At 40.3% G+C, this 25,774-nt stretch carries 20 protein-coding genes and 1 tRNA gene; 11 read left to right on the forward strand and 10 right to left on the reverse strand.

The window, feature by feature from the left end:
- Nucleotides 1–177 precede the first annotated feature (177 nt).
- Complete coding sequence (locus VHE99_08480; protein HVV69048.1) at nucleotides 178–1,500, forward strand: reverse transcriptase domain-containing protein; 1,323 nt, start codon at nucleotides 178–180, stop codon at nucleotides 1,498–1,500.
- A 51-nt stretch (nucleotides 1,501–1,551) separates the two neighbouring features.
- Here VHE99_08480 and VHE99_08485 read toward each other — a convergent pair.
- Nucleotides 1,552–1,627: transfer RNA gene (locus VHE99_08485), tRNA-Asn, on the reverse strand.
- Between the two features lie 176 nt (nucleotides 1,628–1,803).
- On the opposite strand from VHE99_08485, the gene VHE99_08490 reads away from it, so the two are divergent.
- The 3 genes from VHE99_08490 (at nucleotide 1,804) to VHE99_08500 (ending at nucleotide 3,870) form a co-directional block, all read left to right on the forward strand.
- Nucleotides 1,804–2,265: a RimK/LysX family protein gene (locus VHE99_08490; protein HVV69049.1), complete on the forward strand. Its 462-nt coding sequence runs from the start codon at nucleotides 1,804–1,806 to the stop codon at nucleotides 2,263–2,265.
- Nucleotides 2,266–2,292: 27 nt separating this feature from the next.
- The gene (rimK, locus tag VHE99_08495) at nucleotides 2,293–3,168 is read left to right on the forward strand and encodes a 30S ribosomal protein S6--L-glutamate ligase (protein ID HVV69050.1); all 876 of its coding nucleotides are present in this window, start codon (nucleotides 2,293–2,295) and stop codon (nucleotides 3,166–3,168) included.
- 345 nt (nucleotides 3,169–3,513) lie between these two features.
- Complete coding sequence (locus VHE99_08500) at nucleotides 3,514–3,870, forward strand: hypothetical protein (GenBank protein ID HVV69051.1); 357 nt, start codon at nucleotides 3,514–3,516, stop codon at nucleotides 3,868–3,870.
- Nucleotides 3,871–4,209: 339 nt separating this feature from the next.
- Here the strand turns inward: VHE99_08500 and VHE99_08505 are convergent, their stop codons facing one another.
- The gene (locus VHE99_08505) at nucleotides 4,210–4,926 is read right to left on the reverse strand and encodes a queuosine precursor transporter (GenBank protein ID HVV69052.1); all 717 of its coding nucleotides are present in this window, start codon (nucleotides 4,924–4,926) and stop codon (nucleotides 4,210–4,212) included.
- 188 nt (nucleotides 4,927–5,114) lie between these two features.
- Here VHE99_08505 and VHE99_08510 point away from each other — a divergent pair, with 188 nt between their 5' ends.
- Both VHE99_08510 and VHE99_08515 read left to right on the forward strand, forming a co-directional pair.
- Entirely contained in the window at nucleotides 5,115–6,167 is a 1,053-nt protein-coding gene (locus tag VHE99_08510; protein ID HVV69053.1) for a lysine-2,3-aminomutase-like protein, read from the forward strand.
- A 112-nt stretch (nucleotides 6,168–6,279) separates the two neighbouring features.
- The gene (locus VHE99_08515; GenBank protein HVV69054.1) at nucleotides 6,280–7,701 is read left to right on the forward strand and encodes an amino acid permease; all 1,422 of its coding nucleotides are present in this window, start codon (nucleotides 6,280–6,282) and stop codon (nucleotides 7,699–7,701) included.
- Nucleotides 7,702–7,817: 116 nt separating this feature from the next.
- Here VHE99_08515 and VHE99_08520 read toward each other — a convergent pair whose 3' ends face one another.
- Nucleotides 7,818–8,807 carry a hypothetical protein gene (locus VHE99_08520; protein HVV69055.1) on the reverse strand — a complete coding sequence of 330 codons (990 nt, stop codon included), beginning with the start codon at nucleotides 8,805–8,807 and terminating at the stop codon, nucleotides 7,818–7,820.
- 239 nt (nucleotides 8,808–9,046) lie between these two features.
- Entirely contained in the window at nucleotides 9,047–10,048 is a 1,002-nt protein-coding gene (locus VHE99_08525) for a hypothetical protein (protein ID HVV69056.1), read from the reverse strand.
- 463 nt (nucleotides 10,049–10,511) lie between these two features.
- Between VHE99_08525 and VHE99_08530 the strand changes: the two genes are divergently transcribed.
- Nucleotides 10,512–11,858, forward strand: coding sequence for a hypothetical protein (locus tag VHE99_08530; GenBank protein HVV69057.1), 1,347 nt, complete (start codon nucleotides 10,512–10,514; stop codon nucleotides 11,856–11,858).
- Nucleotides 11,859–12,055: 197 nt separating this feature from the next.
- Here VHE99_08530 and VHE99_08535 read toward each other — a convergent pair whose 3' ends face one another.
- A complete protein-coding gene (locus VHE99_08535; protein ID HVV69058.1) occupies nucleotides 12,056–12,733 on the reverse strand; it encodes a DJ-1/PfpI family protein in 678 nt (225 codons plus the stop codon).
- Nucleotides 12,734–12,823: 90 nt separating this feature from the next.
- Between VHE99_08535 and VHE99_08540 the strand changes: the two genes are divergently transcribed.
- A complete protein-coding gene (locus tag VHE99_08540) occupies nucleotides 12,824–13,213 on the forward strand; it encodes an SET domain-containing protein (GenBank protein HVV69059.1) in 390 nt (129 codons plus the stop codon).
- A gap of 15 nt (nucleotides 13,214–13,228) precedes the next feature.
- Here VHE99_08540 and VHE99_08545 read toward each other — a convergent pair whose 3' ends face one another.
- A complete protein-coding gene (locus tag VHE99_08545) occupies nucleotides 13,229–13,453 on the reverse strand; it encodes a hypothetical protein (protein HVV69060.1) in 225 nt (74 codons plus the stop codon).
- A gap of 356 nt (nucleotides 13,454–13,809) precedes the next feature.
- Nucleotides 13,810–14,868, reverse strand: coding sequence for a hypothetical protein (locus VHE99_08550; GenBank protein HVV69061.1), 1,059 nt, complete (start codon nucleotides 14,866–14,868; stop codon nucleotides 13,810–13,812).
- A gap of 192 nt (nucleotides 14,869–15,060) precedes the next feature.
- Here VHE99_08550 and VHE99_08555 point away from each other — a divergent pair, with 192 nt between their 5' ends.
- Complete coding sequence (locus VHE99_08555) at nucleotides 15,061–15,279, forward strand: hypothetical protein (GenBank protein HVV69062.1); 219 nt, start codon at nucleotides 15,061–15,063, stop codon at nucleotides 15,277–15,279.
- A gap of 181 nt (nucleotides 15,280–15,460) precedes the next feature.
- Complete coding sequence (locus tag VHE99_08560) at nucleotides 15,461–15,700, forward strand: hypothetical protein (protein ID HVV69063.1); 240 nt, start codon at nucleotides 15,461–15,463, stop codon at nucleotides 15,698–15,700.
- A gap of 61 nt (nucleotides 15,701–15,761) precedes the next feature.
- On the opposite strand, the gene VHE99_08565 is transcribed toward VHE99_08560, so the two are convergent.
- From VHE99_08565 to VHE99_08575, 3 genes are read right to left on the reverse strand one after another with little or no spacing between them, the layout of a single operon-like run.
- Nucleotides 15,762–16,550 carry a DNA-binding domain-containing protein gene (locus VHE99_08565; protein ID HVV69064.1) on the reverse strand — a complete coding sequence of 263 codons (789 nt, stop codon included), beginning with the start codon at nucleotides 16,548–16,550 and terminating at the stop codon, nucleotides 15,762–15,764.
- Entirely contained in the window at nucleotides 16,534–17,367 is an 834-nt protein-coding gene (locus VHE99_08570) for a DUF692 domain-containing protein (protein ID HVV69065.1), read from the reverse strand. Before VHE99_08570 ends, VHE99_08565 begins: the two co-directional genes overlap by 17 nt.
- Nucleotides 17,367–17,675 carry a DUF2282 domain-containing protein gene (locus tag VHE99_08575; GenBank protein HVV69066.1) on the reverse strand — a complete coding sequence of 103 codons (309 nt, stop codon included), beginning with the start codon at nucleotides 17,673–17,675 and terminating at the stop codon, nucleotides 17,367–17,369. Before VHE99_08575 ends, VHE99_08570 begins: the two co-directional genes overlap by 1 nt.
- Nucleotides 17,676–18,235: 560 nt before the next feature.
- Between VHE99_08575 and VHE99_08580 the strand changes: the two genes are divergently transcribed.
- Nucleotides 18,236–25,546, forward strand: a complete 7,311-nt coding sequence (locus VHE99_08580; protein ID HVV69067.1) for a hypothetical protein — start codon at nucleotides 18,236–18,238, stop codon at nucleotides 25,544–25,546.
- Nucleotides 25,547–25,774 lie beyond the last annotated feature (228 nt).

Consider the following 25,774-nt stretch of genomic DNA (forward strand, 5'->3'; position numbering starts at 1 on the left):
TCTATCTGGTTGCTACATACCAAGCGATGTTAAACATTGGGCGGTATGATGGCGGCCACTGCTTACGAGGTGACGGCGTTTCGGCGCATAGGCATATCGAAGCAGGCGAGCTTCAATCAGAAGCAAGAGAATCAGACACACGTTAGTCAATAGAGTTAGCCACCAGGATCAGCTAGGATGCCAAAAAAGAAGAATCTCCCTCCCTATCAGCGCTTATGTTCTCCTAATTTTTTGCATGATGCTTGGCAGAAAATATATGAAAATGGGCTCAAGTCTGATTCAAGTAAGACACGTGAATCCGTTCGCCTTTTTAAAGAAAAAGAACGACAAAATATTGATAAAATTTACAGAGCTATCAAGACGCGAAAAACTAATACCATCTTCGATGGAGCTCATGGTATTACAGCTGGCGAAAAAAAGCGTCCAATAGTTTTAGCTTCAGTTGAAGGTAGAGTTGTTCAGCGAGCTATATTAGATGTTTTACAAGATATACCAGCAACTTTTAAATATCTAAATGCGCCAGGGAGTTATGGAGCATTAAAAAGTGAAAATGATAATAAAAAAGGAGTAAAGCCTGCAATAGAGGCCGCAATTAGGGCTATAGAAAATGGTGCCGATCACTTTTACCAATCAGACATCAAATCCTTTTTTACACAGATACCAAGAAAAGAAGTTATTGCAGAGATTTCATCATACGTTGAAGATAGTGATTTTATTTCCATATTAGAGGCCGCCACTAATTTAGAGATAAAAAATATCAACCGAATACCCATCAAGCATAGAAAGTTTTTCGATTACAGCACTATTGGTACGCCTCAAGGATGCTGCCTGTCACCATTGCTTGGCAATATTTTGCTTTATGAGTTTGATGTTGCCATGAACCAGAATGGTATTACTTGCATCCGTTATTTAGATGACTTTATGGTGCTTGGCAAAGGATGGAGGGCGGTTCAAGAGGCTTTTAATAAAGGAGCGTCTATATTAGGTAAATTGAATTTAGATGTGTATATGTTGAGTGAAAAAAAAACGAAAGCAGTTTCTGGTATGGTAACAAAAGGTTTCGATTTTCTTGGCGTCGAAATAAAGGGTAAAAATATAAAGCCCAATAGAGATTCTAGGAATAGATTATTAACGGCGATACGAGAAATGACGAATGAAACCTTTAAGCAAAAATTTGACGGTTCTCCAAATAAAAAGCAGCACAACTATTCATTAATTGAAACACTTGGTGGTATTAATAATAAGGTCAAAGGGTGGGGTAACCAATATTCATTTTGCAACGAGGAAGCAATATGGGGAAGTGTTGATGCAGAAATAAATAATATAGTTCGCGGATATTTAGGCCGTTATTCAGAAGTCAGAAAAAAGCTAGATGAGAAGTCGATGCGGCGGTTGCTTGGTATCCATCTTGTAGCTGAAAGTAAGAAAGACCCTATCAAGTTTAGAACTGAAGATAAGCTGGATAGTCTAACGACTATGTTGAACATAGCACCATCCTAGCACCACACAAAATTCTATTTTTTAATTATCCTTATGAACCCCTGATTTCACTGGCTCCCCGAACAGGACTCGAACCTGTGACCCAATGATTAACAGTCATTTGCTCTACCGACTGAGCTATCGGGGAGTGTATCAATTCAGCTTGATTTGCCTTGCGGCAAGAGAAGGTCTAAATACTACTGTCAGAGTAGCCTCTGGTCAAGATGAATTTTGACTACTACCGCTTTTTTAATCAAGCAAGCGACTGAACTATTCTCATAGTTTGTGATAAACTCCCGGCAAGTCAAGGAGTCTATTCCTACTATGCACACCCCCAAAACCCCGCTTAAGCTAAAAAAGGAACGAAGGCTGTTAACCGTGGGTTGGCGTGAATGGTTGTCTTTGCCAGAATTAGGAATCACACGGATTAAGGCAAAAGTCGACAGCGGCGCACGCACCTCCGCTCTGCATGCTTTTGAGATTAAACCATTCAAACTGCATGAGAAGCATTATATTCGCTTCAAAATCCATCCGCTGCAACGCAGCAAAGAAGACATAGTAGAATGCATCGCTGAGGTGCAAGATATACGCTGGATAACAGACTCTGGTGGCCACAGGGAGAGGCGCTATGTCATTAAGACCTTATTGAAACTGGGAGAAGCATACTGGCCAATTGAACTGACCTTAACCAACCGAGACACCATGAGCTTTCGCATGTTATTAGGTAGAACAGCCATGAAAAAAAGGTTGGTGGTCAATCCAGGTGCATCCTTTTTGTTACGCTAATATTGATAAACCCTGAGAAAAAATAGTATGAGAATTGCCGTATTAACAAGAGGACCTAAACTTTATTCCACACGCCGCTTAGTCGAAGCGGCCTTACAACGCGGCCATGAGGTGCAGCTATTGAACCCATTGCGTTGTTATATGAACATCGCCTCACACAAGCCTTCGATACATTACCGCGGCGAAGAATTACCCGCCTATGATGCCATCATCCCCCGCATTGGCGCCTCAATCACCTTTTATGGTACGGCTTTAGTGCGTCAATTTGAAAGCATGGGGGTCTATTGCGTCAATCGTTCCATCGCCATTACCCGTGCCCGGGATAAGTTACGTTGTCTGCAGCTCTTATCGAATAAGGGCTTGGGGCTGCCTATCACTGGCTTTTCACATTCACCTGGCGACATTAAAGACTTAATCAAGATGGTGGGCGGACCACCTTTGGTGATTAAACTCTTGGAAGGTACGCAAGGGATTGGCGTAGTGTTAGCTGAAACCCATAAGGCGGCTGAAAGCGTGATTGAGGCGTTTTTGGGTCTCAAAGTCAATATCATGGTGCAGGAATATATTAAAGAATCTGGCGGCGCCGACTTACGTTGCCTGGTGGTCGGGGGCAAAGTGATTGCAGCCATGCAGCGCAAGGCAAAACCGGGTGAATTCCGTTCCAATATTCATAGAGGCGGCACAGGTAGCGAAGTGGAACTCACCCCTGAAGAATTAAAAACAGCCGTGTTGGCGGCGAATCTAACCGGTCTGAATATTGCTGGCGTTGATATGCTGCGTTCTGAGCGCGGCCCCTTGATTATAGAGGTTAATTCTTCTCCCGGGCTGGAAGGCATAGAAAGAACAACCGGGAAAGATGTCGCTGGGGCGATTATTGAATTTGTGGAAAGGAACTCTAACTAGTCGCTGGCGCGAAACTCAAGACCTATCATTCCCGCGAAGGCGGGAATGCGCATAAAAATCGCATAAAATGCTTATAAAAAATAACAAGGCAAAATTTGGATAGATTCCTGTCTTCCCACTGGTGTCCAGTAAAACTCTGCATTCCCTCTCCTCTTCGTGACCTCAAGCCACATTTATGCTTTATGCCATCCCAGAATCAAAAAATTGTCTAGTACAGAGAATTTTTGTGAAACCAATTAACCACTTAATAAATTGTTAATTTTTGTTAGATACCATAGAAAAACCAGAGTTAATACTAATATCTGAAAAATTTATATAATTTACAGCATAATTGAGGCAAAAAACTTGTCAAACGAAAAGGTAACAAAGATAAGCGACGACCAACTTGAAGAATTATTAGCCCAAAAGGGAGAGAGTAGAGGAACAAAAAGATTCTATGACTCCGAACTGCTACGAATAGCTGATGACCTAGAAAACCAAAAGCGAGAAGAGGTTATAAATCAAGTACTAGATCAGATATCATCAAATGGAAATGTTACAGGGAATTTTAGTCAGATTAAGGAAATTGTTGTTGAATATGACCACCCGCGTTTTTTTAAATCCGAACTTAAACACCCCCTCATGGAAAGATCTAAGCAGATTAAAGAAAGTCAAAACCAAAACGAAAGCGAACCAAAATCTCTTTCCTGCATAATTAGCTAAGCTTCAACGTAACTACTCGGACCCTATTTAGACCGTCGTCCCAGCATGGATGCCGGGATCCAGCTTCGGGAAAGCGAAACTTTGATGTCCCTATCAACTGGATCCCGGCTTCCTGCCAGGACGATGTGCGAGTAGATACGCTTCAACCAGCACAACAATTCAAAATCCGCTTCTAACTAGGGGTTTTAGCCACTTTAACCGCCTCCCTCATCCCACAAGGGGATTATCGCATTCGCGGGAATGAAACGCCTTGAGTTTCGCGCCAGCGACTAATTAGGAAGCATATTTCATACCCCCAACTGTCATCCTTCGCTTATGCTCTGGATGACAGTCTAAAACCTAATCTATCGCAATCGAAAACGGATTAAACTTAGTTTTGTAATCAAAATAGTCAATATCATCTTTGCGTTTTAAATAATTAGCAACTTTATAGGTCAGAGGCACTGCGCAAATTTCATAGCCAACTTTAACTAGATACATGGTGATGATAATCCGCCAGATTTCGACATAAGGTATTGTTGCGCCAAACGCAATATGCGTAAACAGTACCGTGTCTATACCTACACCGATACCTGTGCTGGCAATAGCCCGCATCCAAAAATGCCGCCCAGCCATCCGCACCTTTAACTTAGCTAAAACAATGGAATTCGTAAATTCACCCGCCAAGTAGGCCACAATAGATGCTAAAAACACCCGCGGGACTGCCTGATAAACCGTGGCATAAGAAGATTGTTCATGCCAAAACGGCGCGGGCGGCAAATAAACGGTTAAGAAGGTTCCCATTATCACGATTACGTTAGCGCATAATGCCGACCAAATTACCCGCCTGCTCACTTTAAAACCATAAACCTCAGTTAAAATATCATCAAATATATAAGTAAGTGGGAAAAATATCAGCCCCGCAGGGAATGCGAGGGACCCTACAGATACTAATTTAAAAGCGGTTAAATTAGACAAAATAAGGAAAGCAGCAAAAATAATCCCCACCACCACAATGCTGGCACGCATGGCGGATGGTGTAGCTTGGGTCTTTAAAATCTCTTCATCTTGAATCATCAGGAACCCTCAATTTCCTCTCAATTCACCCCTCCCGTCTGTGACCTAAGGGAATCCCCCTGTGGGATGAGAGAGGTGAACTACAAGAAAAAAACAGTTTAGAAAAATTTCAATTTTAAGTTGTATTTTGCTATGATCCATGAACTAAAAAACATCGATGCGCAAAGGAGAATTCCATAAGCAAGTCTATTCATTCGTTAAAAGAATTACGCAAAAGAAACGTTATTACCGATCAAAAACTCTCAGAGCTAAAGCCCGTTGCCAAAAACTTTTCCTTTGCTATCACCGAGCATATGTATCAACAAATGCATCTAGATGATACAAATGATCCCATTGCCAGACAATTTATTCCGACAACCGAAGAACTAAATATTCTACCACAAGAACAATCTGACCCCATTGGCGATAATCCGTATATGGTCACCAAAGGGTTAATCCATCGCTATCCTGATCGATGTTTACTCACCCCCGCACATGTATGTGCAGTTTACTGCAGATTCTGCTTTAGACGAGAAAAAGTCGGCGCGGGCTCCAAATTAATGTCAGATAAGGAACTGGAAGCGGCCTATGCTTATATCAGAGCGCATCCAGAAATTTGGGAAGTGATATTAACCGGCGGCGACCCATTGATTTTAAAACCCGTCATACTCGATAAAATTCTTGAAAATTTGAATGCTATTCCACACTTAGGCATCGTGCGATTTCACACACGCGTTCCGATTGTTGATCCTTCCCGTATCAATGCAGCTCTATTGAAAGTGTTGCAAAAAAAACTACCCATTTATGTTGTGATTCATGCAAATCACCCGAATGAATTTACCGAAGAAGCGAAACAAGCCTGCCAAGCTTTGACTCAACATGGCATCCCGCTTTTGAGCCAGTCGGTATTGCTCAAAGGCATTAATGATAATATAGAGACGTTAAGCCACTTGATGCGTTGTTTTATCCAAAATAAAATTAAGCCCTATTACTTGTTTCAAGGCGATTTAGCACAAGGGACGCAACATTTTCGCACCAGTATTCAACAGGGGCAAGATTTAATGAGACAATTACGCGGTAGGTTTTCTGGGCTATGTCAGCCGACTTATATTTTAGATATCCCAGGCGGCCATGGAAAGTCTCCCATAGGACCCAATTATTTATCTGAATTAAATGCTGATAGACTGGATGAAACTCGATATATAATTGAAGATTATCAGGGCAAACAGCATCCATATAATGAATATATTGAGTATGATTAAGCGTATAGCTACTACCCTTTCTTTCCTTGCGGAATTGAGCAATCACCCCCTTTGAAAAAGGGGGTGAAGAATAAGAATTTTAAACCACACAAACTCACCGGTACTCACACTTATGAACGAACTACACAAAAAACTAAAATCACGCCACATTGCCATGATCGCATTAGGCGGCTCAATTGGTACAGGGATTTTTGTATCCAGCGGCAATGCCATTTATCTCGGTGGTCCAGGCGGCGCTGTCTTAGCATTTATGATTATTGGTGTCATGGTGTATTTCTTAATGACCAGTCTCGGTGAAATGTCCGCCTTAGAACCAATAACCGGCACATTTTGCGATTACACCAGCCGTTTTGTCGATCCCGCATTAGGATTTGCCATGTCCTATAACTATTGGTTCAACTGGGCAATCACCGTCGCAGTAGATTTATCAGCGGCAGCGATTGTCATGCAGTACTGGTTCCCACATACACCGGTGATTTACTGGAGTGCGTTATTTTTTGCCTTAATATTTTTATTAAATATCTTTACTGTGGGGCTGTATGGAGAAATTGAATACTGGTTTTCAGCCATTAAAATTGCAACCGTAATCATCTTTATCGTCGCCGGATTTTTAATGATTTTAGGCGTCTTTAATCATCAACCCATAGGTTTCCATAACTGGCATGTGGGAGATGCGCCCTTTCATAACGGTTGGTTTGGTATTTTTAGTGTAATGTTAATTGCTGGTTTTGCTTTTCAAGGCACAGAAATATTTGGTATCACGGCAGGTGAAGCGAAAAATCCCAAAGAAAGCATACCCAAAGCGGTTAGAAATATTTTCTGGCGCATCTTAGTGTTTTATATTTTAGCCATCGTAGTCATTAATTTCATTATACCTTACACCAACCCACAACTCGTGAATGCCAATAATGATGTCTCCTTAAGTCCATTTACGATTGTCTTTGAAAAACTTGGACTCCAATCCGCAGCGACTATCATCAACATTATCGTCTTAACCGCAGTACTGTCTGCAGCCAATGCCAGCATGTATACCGCTACGCGCACCTTATGGTCGATGGCCAAACGCGGTATTGCTCCCAAAGCTTTAGCCCGTGTCACGAAGAAAGGCGTGCCACTCTTAGCCTTAGTTTTAACTTCCCTATTCGGCGCAGCTACTTTTTTATCTTCTCTATTCGGCAGTGGAAAAATATTTATTTGGCTAGTCAATATTTCTGCTTTATCTGGCTTCATCGCTTGGCTGGGGATTGCCATCAGTCATTATCGATTTAGAAAAGCTTACATTTTACAAGGCCGAGATTTAGCCTCCCTACCCTATCGCGCCAAATTGTTTCCTATTGGACCGATATTTACCTTTGCTTTATGCATATTAATTATCATTGGACAACAATTCACCACTAATCAAAATTTCAATTGGGGAAGTTTTATAGGAACTTATATTAATATTCCGGTATTTTTAGCCCTGTATTTAGGTTATAAATTTTATGCTCGAAGCAAAATAGTACCCTTGAATAAGTGTCAATTCATCGAGTCCTGACAGGAGGCAAGATAATTCATCGATGATGCGAAATTCAAAAAATGCTCGTCATCCTGGCAGGAAGCCAGGATCCCGCCCCATAAAAACTCCCTATTTCATGTTGTAATTCGTCCTCGTCATTCTCCCCAACTAAATGGACTAGGTGTTTGAGGTGTTTTAGGTGCTTGCGTTGTTTCCCGTTGATCTTGCTGTGAAGAACTGGTTACAGTTTGTACAGTTGTTTTTGGAGGTTCCTGTTTCGAATTAATCTTTTTATCAAATAATATTTTGGACGTAATAGCGGGGGATACATGGCTAGACGAAATAGACCCCTTGAATAGGGGAGGCATTTTTTTCTTATCGTTTTCTGTTGTTGATTCAGGTATCGTAGAACTTTTTCCTTTATCCGCAACTTTTTTTGTTGATGGTGGAGTAAAAGTAAGCAAATTATCTTCGATCTTGCTTGGCCACTCCTTTTGTATTTGCTCTCTTAAATTAAATATTTCCACTTCAGCTGCTTCTAATTGTTCTGTCATTTCGAATACTGCTTTAAAATAACCACTCGTATCCCGACCTTCAGACTTGCTAATCACTTGCAATTCATTACGCAAAAGTTCTCGCGTTTCATATAGGTTATCAAAAAAAGAAGGTTCCTTTGATATCTTTTCTAATTTTTGTTTTATTACGCCTGCTCTTTTCACATTCTCTTCATTACGCCCAACATTCACTTCTCGTGTTGGATAATGAATTTCTAATAGATTTCTCGCCATCAGCGCTGGATCATTCCAATCCTTTAGTAGCTTTGCCAACCTTGCCAACTCAGTATATTTCTTTTCCAAAGCAGCAATAAACGTCTGAATGACACTTTCCTTCGCATTGCTTAATGCTTCACTCGGTTCTCTTTTGGGATCGAGCTGCTTTAGAATTGAAAGTAGCATCACAAAATTATTTCTAATTCCTCTCAATTCATATAACTGAATTTGTATTGATGTCACTTTAATTGGGTGAGAAAGAATTCCTCCTGATTTTGAAATTTCTTCAGCTCGTTTAAGCTGTTTTATTAAATATTTCAACCATTTTACAGGGTCACCGCCTTTTTCTATTTTTTTTTTGGCTTCTTGTGTCATGAATTTTTCCTCAGAGGAGATTATTGTTTTAAGGACACCTCTAGAAATTAGAGATTTTCGCTCAAGACAAGGCGGATTAGATTTTAAACCTGCGTTTATACGGGAATAAATGAGGATTTTAAAATCTAATCCAACGCAGTATTGAGCGAAAAGATCAATTTCTAGAGGTGTCCTTAAGGTTTTTTTAAGCTCATTCTATCCTTCACCTCATACCTAGTACAAGGAAAACCAAGTTCATCTCAACGCATATTCCCAGTATGCCCCAAAGAATAACGCCCCGGCTGCGGCCAAACTGCTAAACCATGCGGCCCTTTACCCACAGGTATACGATGTATCAGCTGGCCAGTCTCGGTATTAAACACATAAACTTCTGAATCATAACGGCCAGACAACCATAGCTCCTTACCATCGGCACTCACATTCCCCATATCCGGGCTGCCGCCGCCTGGAATAGGCCAATTCGCAACTATCATTTCCGTGCGCGGGTCTAACACACTAATACTGCCAGGTCCGTGTGCAGGACAAGTCACACTATGTAAATGACAGCCGCGATTGGCAATATAAAATAAGTGTCCACTATTGCGACTGGGATAAACGCTATGCGTACCCACGCCAGTCGGGATAAAATCTATAACCTTAAAAGCAACTGGGTCAATTAAAAAGATGCCATCGCGCATCATATCGGCAATATAAAAGACCCGACCATTGGGCGATGCCCTGGCATCCTGTGGCATAGAGCCTTTTCCCAGATCAAGATAACCGACTACCTTGCGCGCCTTAACATCCAATTTCAATAACTGCCCGGAAAACTCACAAGTGACGATGGCATAACGCCCATCCACCGTGAAATCCATATGGTTAACGCCACCACACTTTACCGGCACGGAATCGACTAAAGCCATAGTCTGTGGATCACGATAATCCAAGGTTTTAGCATCCTCATTCACGGCAATAGCAAAACTACCATCAGGGGTAAAATAAAGATTATACGGATCATGCACCGGCAAAGCTGGTCCAGGTTTAGCGGTATTGGGATTAATAGGCGTGACGCTGTTGCCCTCATCATTTAGCACCCATAAAGTTTTCAAATCATAAGACGGCACCACATGCTGTGGATTTTTCCCAGTGGCAAAGGTATCAACCACTTGATAAGTCGCGGGGTCAATAACAGAGACCGTGCCATCTTCACTATTAGGCACATAGACTCTTGCGAGTGCACCGGCTACTGCTTGCGAAAACATCCCAGCGCCGGCATAGGCATAGATATTGTGAATGGTTGTAGAAGCTTGCTGCGGCGCGGGCGTGTATTTAGGCCAGGAAAAATAACTGCCTACGATAATGCCTAAGCCAAATACAATTAAAAAAGCTAACAAGCGAAAAATAACTTTCATATGATTTACTTCCCTTTAAATCAAGATGTTTTGTGCAGCTGGGTTTTTTTCCTGTTTTTATTGCTGCATAATTTATAAGTATAGAATCAATACTGGGCAAAGCAAGAAAGGGTATATCTTCCTTCTCCTTTTGGCACCGTAACTCCTTCTCCCACAAGGCTAGGGGGAGAGAGATACAGTGCTTGGCCTAAACTTCGTGGAGAATTCTACTCCGCTCCCACTCAACACCAAGCCTCTTGGTGTACCTGATCTAATCCTGGTATGATTTCAATTCACCTCGAGTATATCCCACATACTGCAAAAGGAATCCACTGTGACCTCACGTGCAAATCTAGAACAACTCACCTGGAATCAAATACGAAAGGAAGTCACCACCGTCAATCCAGAACTCGCTCTAATTATTGATAAAATATCGCCTAGCGACAAATATTGGGTGGCTAAGACAACCTACCCCTATGGCAGTAATGTCATGGAAAAATCTTTATTAATGCTGCCTAACTCCAAGAATTTGATCGTCCCTATCACAGATGCTTCCATTGATAGTGTGATTCGGGAAGGTTTAGGCTATAACTTGCACTCAAACCCAGTCAGTTTGGTATTAAAAAATTCTTTTGAAATATTTTTACCTTTAGCCGATCGTACAATACCTTTAAGCGGCCTGATCTACCCTGGACAAGCATTTGGCGCTTGGCGTGTGGTAAATCCCAAAAAAACTGAACATCCCATCTTTATCTGGGACATGACTGCCGGCGCACGTTCTGTATTTATGCTGCCTAAAATTACTGAAACTAAAAAGCATATGCAGCTAAAAAAAGCTTACAATTTAACGGTTTCTCCCCCCAGATCCATGATGGAACATTGGGAAATATTCCGCCAGTTAGCCAAGCACCCAAAATTTAAACAACCTTGGGATGCAGAAATTTTATATTTCTCAAAATCTTGGTTTGATCACATCAATGATCCAAAGTGGAAGCCTCTTTATTATTACCTGCGAGATTCCGCCTGGGGCGGCAGTGAAATTTGGCGCAATCAATTCATTTGGAATTTATTCTTCTCACTGGTATTACAAAAATATGAAGGACGCCCCAATTCTTATATTATAGATACAGTAAAATATCTATTATATATGGGGATTTCTGCATTTCCAGGCCTAGCGCCCGCTAAAGATAATTTAGCTGGCCCGTTTCTTGAACTACAAAGAATTTATGCTGAAGACTATGAACTCAAAAATTATCCGCCGATTATCATGCAACCACAGATGTTCAATTCAGCAAATAGTCAAGGATGCTCAGTTTATTATTCATTGCAATTTCCCAATGCGCCAGAATTTAAGCCCAGCTCCAGAATGAGAGTCAGTCTGATTTCTGACCTGCATGAAATTAAATCCTTGATGAATTACTATGAACAAGAATTACTGTCTCGCAAATTTAATCTTGAAACGACTTCATTATGCGATTTATTTAATAAAGTTCGATATGATTATTTTCATAATGGCGTTGAATTGTTGTCAGGCATCCGCGATAGTGGCGAAATTGCAACAGAAGATCGATATTTCTCTACGACTTTAGATGGAACTGTGCATAAAAATTTTCCTGATAGGAGCTCTTTTGTTAAGGGGTGTATTCGGCTGTCGCATAAAAAAGATGCTGTTCAATCCTAAGAGAAAATCCTTCCAATCCTCAATTCTCTGTAACCGAAGGGACAGAGGAAAATTTGCTATGCTGAGTGCCGTCCGCCTGAGATCCCGCGATCAAGTCGCGGGATCTCAGACGGACGGCACTCAATAAAGATTGGCACCCAATTTATTTGATTTATACAACAATATCTGTGGAATAGGGGGGTGGTAAATAATCCCCCTCAAACACTTCGAATATAATTTTGAATATATTCTGGCAGATGACTATTATTATTTTTACCATACGGCGGCAATGATGCGACTGTCTCTTGGTTACAATAAACGGTATTGGCTGGAAAATACTCAAACAACAATTGGACTTGACCCGCGATTTCTTTCCCTGCCACTTCAGCAATGAATGCCAGCGCTAAATCAATGCCACTTGAAACCCCACCTGAAGTCCAAATATGTTGATCTTTGACGATACGATTTTCTATCACTTCAATATCAGTAAATGCCTTGAGTTCAGATAAAGCCCGCCAGTAAGTCGTTACTTTTTTATGTGTTAATATCCCCGCTTTATAGAGCAGAAACATACCCGTACAAATCGAAATCACATACTGGCATTTTTGCGCCTGGCGAATGATAAAACTGATTAATTCTGGGTTATTGACCTCTTTTAATCGGCCTTGGCCACCTGGTACAATAAAATAGTCTAATTGTGGGCAATGCTTAAAATCTTGATGCGCCTTTAAGATAATGCCATTATCACATTCAACATAACCACCTTGCTCCGCTATTAAATACGTATCAAGCGGCACAGAAGAAATTTTTTTCCAATAGGCAAATACCTCCCACGGCCCAATGACATCCATGGGTTGTACATTTTCGTAGATGAGAATGCCTAATTTTGCAGACATTGTTACCCCCTATAAAAATCTTTTACGCATATTGCATTTAGCATAAATCACAATATACTCAAAGACCCTCACTTTACAGGAAAATCAACCATGGAATCTACCGAATATTCATTTATCCTACTGCCCTCCACTATTTCAGGAATTGGCGTATTCGCCGCACATGATATACCTGCGGGCAGCCATTTATTTACCACCAGTTTTAATTCCCGAAAAAAATACATTAAGGACATCCCCGATGCCTTTATTAAATATTGTATTTATATTGATAATGAACAATGCCTCTGCCCAGAGCGCTTTGACCGCATGGAAATCGGTTGGTATATAAACCATTCGGATAAGCCCAATATTATTCTAAATAGCGAAAGAAATGTGATTGCTATTGCTGATATCAAAGCAAATGATGAAATTTTAATAAATTATAATCAATTAAATGAGCCTGAACATCTCAAAGAGGATTACTACAAAGCTGGTGGGAGTTAAATAAGCGAGAATGGGTTATAAGAATTTATCTTGCATTTTGCGCGCATAGCGCTTTAAACAGTTCTCAATATAGTCAATGGCCTCTTGGGTTGGACAATCATTGCCACCTTCTTCCAGCAATTGAATCGCAAGATAATTATAATATTGCGTTTGCGACATATTATCAGGCTTAGGCGCCTTTTTAATAGCCTCTGCATAGTGTTGCGATAGGATTTGCTCCATATGCACCTTATCTATCATAATTTTTGATTGATTGAGATTATATTTTTAGTTTTTAGGTTAATTATTAAAATTTAATATTTCTAATAATTTAAGCTTAGATATTACAGTAGCTGAACTCTACTTAGAATAACCTTGATAGCTACAAAAGTTGTCTAATAATATTTACCCCAAAAAGCTTTGAGCAAAAATATTAGCAAAAAACTAAATTTTTAACTTACGTTAAGCCTATGGACTACATTTTTTTTCCTACAATCTTGTTTTAATGACTCTGCTCAATAGGACCCAAGCGCCTGGCAGATAGGGAATCCCTTCTTCATAGATGAAGAGCCAGGAAGGCGGGAAATATGTTTCCTATGATGACCATCTTTTCACCCTTAGCTGCCTAAATGACAGATTGATGATTTAGCATCTTTTTGCAGCGTTATTAATCCTTGAATCTGTAAGTTTTGCAAACATTTAAATAAAGCACCTCCAGGAACAGCACCACTTTCCAATGCATTCTTAAACTGCTCCAAAAGTTCAATATTTTTATCATCAATTTGCGGCAAAGCAACGATTTGTCGAAGATGCGCAATCGTCGTTCGAATAAGCGGTGCGTCACGTTGATCTGCAATAAAATTCCACGGAGATGGAAGAATGAATTCAAGCTGCCGAATTAAAAAGGCAGCTTCGATCTGCTTTATAACAGGGTGCTTTATATCTTTTGCTCTTCGCAGCAGGCCTATTAAATATTTTTCATCCAGTATTCCCTTTTCCCAAGCCATTACCAATAACTTACCTGCTGCAGTTACGCAGGAATTAGAATATTGTTCAGTAGAATTTAATATCCGATCTACACCAGGAATAATGCATGAAGTTAAATTATAGGTAGAAACTTTCGCGCCCAATTGGATTAAATATAATATCACTTCGGTATTTAATGGTAACGCTTTGAATTCTTTGTCCAATACCGTATGCGTGCAAGTATGATATTGCGCAGTACGTCCGCCAATATATGATAAAGATTTGTTATCTTTGAAATGTTCAATCCAAGGATTTAAATTGATTTTTTTTTGAATGAGGTAATCAATCAACATAAATGCTTTTTGACTGATAACATATTGCCAAAATTTAACCCGCACCTCATCACGGCTAATTAATAATCTTAAAAAATTTTCTATGGATATTTTTTGATATGCTTTAAATTCTGGAGCTCCTGCTAATAAATCATACCACTGCTTTTCCAGTTCTTTAAGTTTAACCTCCCTAATTTTTGCCAAATCTATATTGTTTTCTCTGTTTGTTTGCGAAAAACTAACCAATGTCGGCAAGTTAGTAAATTCTGCAATAATACCTTTTACCCCAGCAGGCACATGCTTTATATTTTTAGCCTCTGGTAATTCTTTAAAACTGCTGACGGTTTTACCACTCTTTTTTTCTTCAATATTTTGCACAAAGTCTCCCCCCGCATGACATTTTTCTAAGCTAAAGACTACATTCCGTATCTACCAATCCTTACAAACTTCATAAAATTCCTCTACTAAAATAACCAATAGAATAATTACTTTCGGCCTGAACTAAGTTGGAGAGTTCAAAGCTTAAATCACGAGCAGTCATTATTATTTTACTTTAAGAGGAGTTTATATATGACAATCACACCAATTCGCAAACAAACAACTGACATCCAAGATGTACAAGACATACAAAATGAAAATAGACACGATCACCCAGGTTCAGTCGTACAACGTGATCCCAAACGACAAACCGGCAACAAACCGGATCGTCAATCCGACCGCGAATCCTTCAAGGACTCAAATCGCAAGGCGGGTGTACGACCAGTGCAAAATCCTGATCGAGGGAGATAAATCTTTCTCCCGAGATATCAAGCTAAGCAATGTCACCTCTTTTGTCTGTGACCGAAGAGGTGAAAACTTAGCTTGACCCACTAGGGAAGGATTTTTCCATGTAGAATTATTTTAGCAGTTTTCCAAAAAACCATATTTTTCAGCTATATTTATAACAAGGATTTCCAAAAGGAGCAAACAAATGCTTAAACCAACAAGGATAGGTATGGTTTTAACTGCAATTCTACTCGCAGGGTGCACACCCCCGGGCACTTATCATGCTATGAGAACCCACTACTATTACCCCTATTCGCCCTACATCAATGTAATTAATATTTACGCACCCAAGGCTAGAATTTATAAAGATTATTATGTACCTGATTACTGGGTTGGTAATCATTTTGAAACAGGGCTGGATAAAGAAAACTGGATTTTCTATTAAAAATTGATATTACTTGAAAGCAGCTGTCATCCTTCGCTTTGCTCAGGATGACAGCTATTGCCTAGCATGAAAATCTCTTAATCTCAAACCCTGTCAACCACCCCCAACTCGCTATCGCCGTTAAGATTTGCGTAAAATCCCCAGCAAATTTCTGACTATCTAACGCCTCAGCCATCTCGCTTAAACTTTTTCCTTCCAACATCCATGTCATCACCTGCCAAGTAGGCTGATCCAAACCATCCATACGCATCTTTAACCCTCGACGCCACACAAATAAATAAAACATCGCATTTTCAGGCAAAACCAGTCCATCATCCCCTACATAATCCTCTTGATTGATTTCCCAAATTTTATGGATAGGATAGGGAGAAGCCAACAACGCACATCCAGGCGGCAGCTGAAAAACTATATGCTCACCCCCTGCCACATACACATCCGCCAACAAAGCAAAATCCAGCTTATCTGCAAATGGCGCATAAAATAATCGATGCCAAACCCACTCTAACCTAGCGACATCACTTAAATACGGCAAACACTTCGCAGGCTGAAACCCCCTGATAAAATCAGAAAAATCTGCACCAAAACCACCAAGATCCGGTGTAGTCGAGGGCGTAGCGGTTATATATTCATTTACCATCCCAATAAAAAAATCCTCCCCCACCAACCTGTTACACACCGCATAAATTTCTTTTAAGGATTTTTGTTTAATGCCAAAAATACTACCCTGGTAAATTGCCAACCGCTCTTTGGGTGACAGCTGCTTGGTTGCAGATATAGACTGCAGTATGGCCTCACCTTGTGACTGCAAGCCTTGCACAAATTGCTTTTGAAAATCATTCAGGGATAGCATGCATCAGCATCCTGTTTTGAGCCATCAATGCCTCTTGTTGCAAGTGCGGAAAATCTGGAATCTGATTATCCCATTCTATGCAGGCCGGTAAAGCACCAAATTTATCTAGCGCCTTTTCAAATAACGCCCACACCGGCGCATAAACTTTCGCACTATGCGAATCCAACAAATGCGTACCTTTATCCTCAAAACCTGCCAAATGAAATTGCGCCACACGCTCGGTATTTAATTCATGCAAATACATTTCAGGATTAAACGCATTATTGCAAGCACTGACATAAATATTATTAATATCCAGCAAAATCAAACAGTCTGCTTCATCCGCCACCGTCTTTAAAAATTCCCATTCAGTTAATGTAGAATGATTAAAAGCTAAATAACTTGAAACATTTTCTATCATAATTTGTCGCTCAAGAAAATCCTGCACAATCTTGATGCGCCCTGCCACATGCTTCACCGCTTCTTCCGTATAAGGCAAGGGTAGTAATTCATGAAAATAATGACCGCCAAGTGACGTCCAGCATAAATGATCTGAAACCAAAGCTGGTCGGGTCAACTGGATAAGATTTTTTAGTTTTTTTAAATAATCTTGATTTAGCGGATCAGTCGACCCTAATGACATCCCCACACCATGTAAGGTCATGGGATAAACGGAACAGATAGTTTCCAGCTGAGAGAAACTAATGCCTCCCTCACAAAGATAATTATCTGATAATACCTCAAACCATTTGACATCAGGTTTATGTTCTTGAATATAGGCGTAATGGCACGGTCTAAGACCAATGCCAACGCCTTTGATAGAGTCTACCTTTTGCATTAACCCGCAGAACCAGCTGTCGTGCTGCCACCGACAATGCGGTCACAGGTGCCCTTAGGTAAACCTATCCAGGCATCTTTAGCGCCATCTACTTTTGACTGTCCTGCACAAGCTTCAGTTCCTGAGGCGCAATCATTTTTACCGGATTTGGTGATGCCGTAACATTTTTCAAAACCAGAAGGCATGGCAGCTTTTAACTTTTCTGCGGTTTGATTTTGCACATTTGTATCAGCAAAAACAGAAGAAGCAAAGCCCAGAGCAACGACGGCACCCAGAGTAGATAGAACTATTTTATTTGACATATTCATTCTCCATGAAGTTTAAAAATCCGTTTGTTAAAGAAAGCTTAACTTTATAACTATGCCAAACGGTTGGGATATTCTAACTATGCTTATTGACACACGCAAGGCAGGAGTTCTTATCCCATTGAAATGATTGCAGTACTCTTGCACTCCTATTAATATAGAAAGACGTATCCAATAACACCTGTATACTTAAAAAATCAAAAAAAGTAAGTAGTCGCTGGCGCGAAATTCAAAAAATGCAAAACTCCTCCCCCTTGTGGGAGAAGGTGCCCGCTAGGGCGGATGAGGGGTAAGTCTCGTGGGCTTTAGCTTAGTTTGTGCTGACTCAAACTCACCCCTCATCCGCCTTCGGCACCTTCTCCCACAAGGGGAGAAGGTGGGTGCAACCCAAAAATTGACTATTTCTTCGGACACTGATGCGCCTTCGCGCAAATGACAACTCTTCAGGTTCTTTTTATTTCTTAAGGAGCAAATATACAAAAAAAATAGATTGGCCGTCAGCTATAACAACTCCCGCTCAATTGATTAATGGTATTCGAACTTAATAGGGTACAGATAACACAATGACTTCCCAGCCACATGAAAGCAAAGACTCTAAACTAAAATTAGTTACCCCAAAAGAATTTTTTGCCGCAATAGCAGGTTTTGCAAGAATCGTAGATAGCAAAGACTTAATAGATGGATGCGCGTTTGATTCACCAGAAATGCAAATTTATGTTTCTATCTTCTACCAAACCTTTACACCATCAAGCTACAAAAGCAGACTGACCATATATACAGGCAGTGTGTATCAGTCCAAGTTTGGATCACAGAGCAACGCCCACCGTGAAAAAAAAGATTTTCTTCGAAGTTTACTCGACGTATCAAAACATCTTCATACTATAGATCTACTTCTCGATCCAACTGATGTCGATTTAACTACATTTGGCTTTCTAGAATATGACAAATCACAACCGAATTATAATTTTTTTATTGATACACACAACCCCGGTTATATGGACGCACGTAACAAATTGCTAGATACATTACCTAACTTAAAAGAAATCCCCCCTAATTTTATTACCATCCATGACATTAGAGGCTTTTTTCAGATTAATCATACGTCATATCGCCATGACTTTATTTACACCAACACCCCCAGTACTACTCCTGTATTATCTCGCGCGCTGGCCAAAAAACCTTGGTATAAACATAAACGATTATCACATATTGCTGATACTGATATCAAAACAATTTTCATTGTATCTGATTATATTTGGAATGCTCCTGATTCTTTAAGAGGAATTAATCTTAATTTTTACAAGCGTCTGTTTTCAGTAGGATATAAAAGTTTTTTATGGACCGGCGATCCTAAAAGCATGATACCTGTCAAATATCAAGAACAATATCCTCCAAAATTTTCTTTCCAAGCACAACATGAAAACGCTATCAATATTGAACTAATAAGAAAGCACTTAAGCCAATCAATGTCCATGCAGGATAAAGAAATAATTATCATCACTGCTAAAAAAAGAATCCATGCTATAAAATCAATATTCGGTTCAAAATATCAACGCATCCAAAGAACCAATCCTGAGTTTTTCAAAATTTATCCAGATTGGAAATTGCCACAACCCAATCTAACTGTTAGCGATCAGAATGTTTTACTGATTAAATCCAAACCTAGCAGCAGCATTGATGATATTAGCTTTAGATCTTTACATTTAAGCCTCCTAACTCAAGATCGCATAGAAACATTATTTGAATTTATTGACACTAAAAACCGAATCGAACATATTCATTTTGAAATACTTGACTGGATAGATTTTGCCTTAGCGTTAAAAAATTGTCCAAGAGTAAAAACAATTTATTTAGATATAGCTCTACACGAAGAAAACATTGAAAAATTGGAATCTTTAGAGACAACCATAAGCACAAAAATTGTAGAACTTCATATTGTCCGTCTTACTCATCAACCGAATGATTTGTTGCATGTTTGCAAACTAACTCATCTAATAAATCTAAGACGCTTAACTTTATCAGCACCCATCAATTTTGATGGTGAATTATCACTTCCACCTTCTTTGAAATATTTGCATTTTGACAATTGCTCGCTCCTAGAAAAAATTTCGCCAATCGAATTGAATAAGTTCACCACCAAAGTACAGAAAACTCACCCTAATTTGATCATTGAAATTTCCTATGAAAAAAAATCAGATAAAGTATTCATCAGAAGAGCACTGAGCGCAGATCATAAACTTCCTCAATTACACTGGTTAGCGTTCGATAATTGCCGCATACATCCAACTGACCAAAAGCACAAGTCTCAAAGAAATCAACAGCCAAGCACTGCAGCAACTGGCCCTTATAATCCCTCAAGTCTGCATTCGCCTAAAACCGGTCTGCTTACAACAACCACGGGCTCTTGTAAGACGCGTTTTTATACTAGCGATACCTCTTTAACACTTCCACCTTCGCGCATGAATCAAGATGCGATTTCACAACTGACTATTCAAGAAGATAAAAAACAAATCGGTTTTATTGCCGCAACCAGCGATTTTTTACCAGAAAAAGATCAGAGAAAATTTTATCGCTTTACTTATGAGCAATACGCTTCTCATGAACACTACTTGACCTTAAGAAAATCCTTTAAATTTCCCCAAGTCGTATGCGGCAAAGTGGATGCTGTCAGTCTTGAAGCTAACCATATTTATATTCTGCCAACCCCTCACGCTGATGCGGGACAATCTTGGGAATTAGCCAACATCGCTTTTGAACCGCCAGATTTCGCACGTCGCGTAGAAATTGGCCGCTGTCGGGATATCGAGAATGCCTATGCTTTACGCTTAAAAGATTCTAAAAGTGAAGCGCAAATATTTAAAGCCTATATGATTTTATATCCCAGTCAATCGAAAGCGCTATCAATAAAGAATATACCATCGACATCACGGGTCAAGTCAGAGATTTATCCAATTTTAAAGTGGTTAGCCAACAAACCAAATATAAAAAAACATTTTCCTAACTTCACCAAATTAATATCTGAACTCGATGCGCTACAACTACAAAAAACGCGCCTTTGCAAACTGGACCCTCATTTCCAATCTTTAACGACATTGACAGCTTTTTGGCAAATCATTCAAGCCCAATGTGAATTGCTGCAAGCCTATTGTCAATTTGGCAAAGGCTTTAAAGTAGGCGCGTTAAACATAGATTGGGACAGTTTACTGGAGAAGCGAGAATTAGCGCTTTTAGAACAGTGCGATGGCATGAAAGCCTTATTAAATAATGCCCTTTCGCAGCAAGGTGAATGTGAAAGAGCTGCACAATCTTTTGTCTTCATAGCGACAGGTTATGGTTTGCCGGTTTTGAAGATTAATAATTCAATGCATGCCTATGTGAAAACCTTATGTCCGAAAGATAAAAACCCGCAACAATTATGCTGGTTACCACGAGATTTAGGAGGTGCACCTCGAGAATATAAAGAAGAACCTTTTTTCTTGGAAGAACTTAAGCAAAAATCGAAGCCTACTCCCAGTGAACTCAAAATACCTCAATCAGTATCATCCAACCACCCATCAACCATCGCAGAACTTAAGCAAAAATCTCAGTCCTCCCTCAATGAATTCAAGCGATTTCAATCCCCATCATTATCCTGTAAGTCAGTCACCGAGTTTATTGCCCTAGTTTTAGCAGAGACATCACCGCTACTGACCTATTCATCTGATAATTTATCGATGTTAGAAGGTTTTTTAATAGCATTATGTCAGCGTTTTAGATCGCAGCATCAATCATTCCTCCCTTCCTCCACCCAAAGTGCTTCACAGATATTGCGCTCTTTAACCAATCACACTCCATTATCTTCTTCACTTGAAGAGTCTAAATTACCTTGCTGGATTAAGCTGTTAACTCACCCTGATGATTTAGATATTTTATGGGAAACGCACCAAATCCGTGACAACCGACCTCAAAGCATCCAGAGTCCTTTGCAAAAGCAAATTCCCTCTTTGGTCATTTTGGATATCAGCGCATTTAGCGTTGGACAATTGGAAGTACATGCTAATTTATTACAACCCTCACCAAGCTTACTCTATCAATCGCGTTTATACTCTTTGCCCGCCAGTTGTCAGATTCTATATCTGTGCAATGAACAACAATATGAGTGGCATTTAAGCGCATTTAACGATTTGCAATGCCTCAATCACTTCTCCTGGCCAGAGGCACTTAACGCAGATTTCTTAACCGTACGCGAAGCAGAACCTCTTATAAAACAGTTTGATTTCAACAACTTATCAGAGCCCAGCTTACCGGAACAGAAATCACCAGCCATGACGCCTGTGGTACATGATCTCAGCACCATCGAACCCACTGCTTTTTTAACCGAAGATCCGCAAATTGACGACAGTAAAATCGTACTGATAGAAAACTCTGCCGTTCTCGCACTCAAAGCACATCAACCGCTGATTATACAACACACATTTGATGCAAAAAATTTGGCGATATTTCGTCAAACAGCATTACGCAAGCTGGTTTTAGAGCAAGATGCACTGCAAAATGGTGAATGGTCATTGCTGCCCCCCAACCCTATGATCTCTTTAATCAGACTACCCGTTAAATGGCCTGAGCGCTTAGTTGAAATACAAGATGCGGCACAATGGATCGCCTGGCGCTCTCATGAAACAGTGACATCATATGTGTTAAATACCCATAGCCATCCGCATTTTATTCGTAATTGGCAAGCAGATATTAAAACACGCGCGGTGACCTCAACGTCATTACCCGGGATAGTAGGGAGTTGTAAAACGGCTAGAGCACTTATCCAAGTCACAGATTTTTTTCCCGATGCGGACTGGTTTGCGCTTTATCAGCAAATCTTGCAGCTTCGTGAAGATGTAAGTGTCGCTATCTGTTTTCATCCGCATTATCGACGCGCGCCCGGTTTGGAACAAGCACGTAAAGCTCCCGAAATGAAAGCAATGCACACCGAAGATGCTAAACCAAAAGTTTTTTTTGCTGGCGATACAGATTTATCAGGCGCATTACATTATTTAAAAACTAATAAACATCTGCCGGAAGACATCTGTGTCATTCCTATCAATGGCGACACCACCCAAGAAGAATTATTTGAATCGTTCAAGACTTACCAAGATGAAGATTTTACTTCGGGTTTGCAATGGCGAATTGACTATCAAAAAAATGAGGTGATGACCTTGCTAGAACAAGGCAACGTCTTGCTCATGGGACAAATTTCGTCAGAATTATATTCGCAATTAGAATCTTTAATTGTGAGTGATTATCTGTGGAGTAATGCCCAACGCTTAACCTTTGATAATCAACTCTTTATGCTTTCACCACCCAATCCGCAATTAGCCAAACATTTAGCGCCATTTTTCGATACCCAGCCCATTGTCGTGACGATTGAGCATTACATGCAATGGCTGGATGAAACTTCGACGCTGAATGAACGCGATAAGAAAAACCTACAACAGGCTTACGAACAAACCCATTCGCAATTACGCTGGAGCTGGCCACGCGCGCAAGAAGTGGCCAAATTTTTACAGCAGTATCCTCACGAGCACGCTTTGTATTTTAAACACAGCCCGATGCAAGTGAAATTACTTGAGGATTATGATCCTTTGGATGCGGACTATGCGCGTTTTCGCAATGTATTACTCACGTCATTATGTAGTGAAGAAAAATCGATTGCAGATTCTCTGCACCAAGTAGCTGAGCCTGAGTCAGATGTTAAACCAACATCCACGCAACTTACCCCGCCTGATTCAACACCACTGATAACCGATCAAACTGAAGTAACTACCGATGACGATAAAAAACAATGTGTCACTGATAAGGTGCAAGAGGCATTAGCATTATTACAGCAGCATGACAGCCTGGCACTCTTAGGCAGCGCCGGCACCGGTAAAACTTTTACCGTTCGTGTTTTACTACCTGCAGCTTTAACTGAGCTTAAAAAAACTTGTCGTCTGTATATCGGTGAAGGCGGCATAGAACCTTGGTTACAGGCAGATGATGCCGATGTCATCCACATTGCATTAGTGGATGAAGTCAATATATTTCCACCCAGTTTTTTACAGCCATTAATGCAGCCAGATACAAAACGCTTTTGGCGCGGTAAAGCCTATACCCATCAAGCCGAACATTGGCTGATTGGCACAGGCAACCCCCGGCTATCTTATAGCGGCCGTTTTCCAGTGCCGGAAGGTATGCCTACCCTATGGTTTCAACCATTTACACCTGCAGATATTTATAATTTTCAAATCGCGCCGTTTTTAGAAAAAGTCATGAAAATTGACGACGCGTCACTACGCAGATCTTTAGCGGACATCTATTTAGATAGCTATCACTTTGTGCGGCGATCAGCACTGGTTTCACCGCGCAACCTAAATCGTATCCTATATCACATGTATGCACTACAATCGCAGTATGCAGAAAAAAATAGCACCTCAGCATCGACTGAGTTATTAACTGCCTGGATACGCCAAGCCTGTTACCATGAATTTAAATCTCTAGCGCCCGCGCATTTTAGTGCACAAAACCAAGCGGAATTTATTGCCCAATTAATATCTGCTTTAAAACTAGAACAAATACCCAAATTATCGATATCATCCAAGCTGAGCAACATGATATGCAAAGACGGTATAGCACCTGTTCAACCCATCATCAGCTTGCTATATTATTTGCAAAAGGCCTTGCAAATCCGTGAAATTACGCTCAAGAATCAATTAGAGCCTAGCGGCTATGGTATTTTATTTCAAAGCACTGAAACAAAATTCATGCGTGAGTGTGTGACCAGGATGTTAGCGGAAAAAAAACTTAGCTATTCAGTATTGTCGGTTAATCCTGAAGATGAAGAAGGGTTTAAACAGGGCGTTCGACAAAGTCTGCAACAAAAAAATATCCTGGTGTTAAACAATCCTCACTTAATCACACCTGATTTGGAAAAATGGCTGAATCCATTGTTAGAAGGCATGGATGTAGAGCAAGCATTAGAGACCTCTTTTCCGCGCGAATTTTATATTATCTTTCTACACCGCGAAAATAGACTGTTATCCACTGCCATCAAAAACAGACTGCAGATTATTCAATTGGAGACATGCACAGGAAAAGATTGGCAGTGCATCCTTGAACAATACACCCAGAATACCGCCTTACGGGATTTAGTCGTTTCTTGTTTTGCGCTGCTGCTGCAGGAACATACGCAACTAGATAAACCTGCACTACGTAATCCAGAGGATTTGATCAAATTATGTGATCGATTAAAAGAAAAAAAATGGTTTGAAAAATCTACCTCTTTTCAGCATGAGCAATGGCAGCAATTGTATCAAACGTTGATGACTACATTTTGTATCCGCTGGAAAGCATCAGAACAACGGTCTATGCATGACAGCTTAGAGGTATTGCATGGGGAATGGATAAAACAACAGCCTGCCGATACCAAGCATCCTATACAGGTTCTCGATAAAAAAGTGCGCCTGGTTCGTCCTAGCTATCAATTAAGCACTGCTTCAGCTATCCTTGAACAATGTCAGAATTGTATAGCCATTGGCGAAAGTTTACGTCAGAATGATGAGGTAGAGCAGGCAACTCATCATTTTGATTTGGCAAATGCTACATTGCAGAAATATGATATTGAGAACTCGGAAATTTGGCAAAGATTACGCCAGGCATACTATGACACTAGATTAAATCCTAATCATTTAGAATGGGTGAACCAGAATCTAAAGAGCGCCTTAGAAATAGATCAACGCTTGGCACAATATGGTGAAGTATCAATAAAAATGCAGATCATAGAGGCGTTGAGCCAAATAAACATTTCTGATGCTGAAGAGGATGAAAGCGGTTCTCATCCGCAAATTAAAAGTGAGTCTAGATTCTGAGTGATCTCTATAAATTAAACGAAAGCACTGCAGCCCCCTCCCCTCTATGACCGAAGGGAATCCCCTTGCGGGATGGGGCGTTGTTGAAAAAGTGGAGCTTCACCTCTTTTTCAAAGGGAGTGAAGGTGAGCACATATCATTACCCACAAGTTGAGCACCTTTCTTCTCCCCTGGCGGGAGAAGGAGTGTACTCACTTGTGAGTAATGATATGGGTGAATAGTTGCCGA

It is taken from the genome of Gammaproteobacteria bacterium, assembly GCA_035546635.1.
Classification (GTDB): domain Bacteria; phylum Pseudomonadota; class Gammaproteobacteria; order JAURND01; family JAURND01; genus DASZWJ01.

Bases quoted from the DNA above. Each gene is read 5' to 3' on its own strand.
- VHE99_08540 (HVV69059.1), top strand. From the start codon at position 12,824: ATGGAATCTACCGAATATTCATTTATCCTACTGCCCTCCACTATTTCA.
- VHE99_08515 (HVV69054.1), top strand. From the start codon at position 6,280: ATGAACGAACTACACAAAAAACTAAAATCACGCCACATTGCCATGATC.
- VHE99_08545 (HVV69060.1), bottom strand. From the start codon at position 13,453: ATGATAGATAAGGTGCATATGGAGCAAATCCTATCGCAACACTATGCA.
- VHE99_08555 (HVV69062.1), top strand. From the start codon at position 15,061: ATGACAATCACACCAATTCGCAAACAAACAACTGACATCCAAGATGTA.
- VHE99_08570 (HVV69065.1), bottom strand. From the start codon at position 17,367: ATGCAAAAGGTAGACTCTATCAAAGGCGTTGGCATTGGTCTTAGACCG.
- VHE99_08580 (HVV69067.1), top strand. From the start codon at position 18,236: ATGACTTCCCAGCCACATGAAAGCAAAGACTCTAAACTAAAATTAGTT.
- VHE99_08575 (HVV69066.1), bottom strand. From the start codon at position 17,675: ATGAATATGTCAAATAAAATAGTTCTATCTACTCTGGGTGCCGTCGTT.
- VHE99_08505 (HVV69052.1), bottom strand. From the start codon at position 4,926: ATGATTCAAGATGAAGAGATTTTAAAGACCCAAGCTACACCATCCGCC.
- rimK (HVV69050.1), top strand. From the start codon at position 2,293: ATGAGAATTGCCGTATTAACAAGAGGACCTAAACTTTATTCCACACGC.
- VHE99_08480 (HVV69048.1), top strand. From the start codon at position 178: ATGCCAAAAAAGAAGAATCTCCCTCCCTATCAGCGCTTATGTTCTCCT.
- VHE99_08490 (HVV69049.1), top strand. From the start codon at position 1,804: ATGCACACCCCCAAAACCCCGCTTAAGCTAAAAAAGGAACGAAGGCTG.
- VHE99_08525 (HVV69056.1), bottom strand. From the start codon at position 10,048: ATGTTTTCGCAAGCAGTAGCCGGTGCACTCGCAAGAGTCTATGTGCCT.
- VHE99_08520 (HVV69055.1), bottom strand. From the start codon at position 8,807: ATGACACAAGAAGCCAAAAAAAAAATAGAAAAAGGCGGTGACCCTGTA.
- VHE99_08565 (HVV69064.1), bottom strand. From the start codon at position 16,550: ATGCTATCCCTGAATGATTTTCAAAAGCAATTTGTGCAAGGCTTGCAG.
- VHE99_08560 (HVV69063.1), top strand. From the start codon at position 15,461: ATGCTTAAACCAACAAGGATAGGTATGGTTTTAACTGCAATTCTACTC.
- VHE99_08535 (HVV69058.1), bottom strand. From the start codon at position 12,733: ATGTCTGCAAAATTAGGCATTCTCATCTACGAAAATGTACAACCCATG.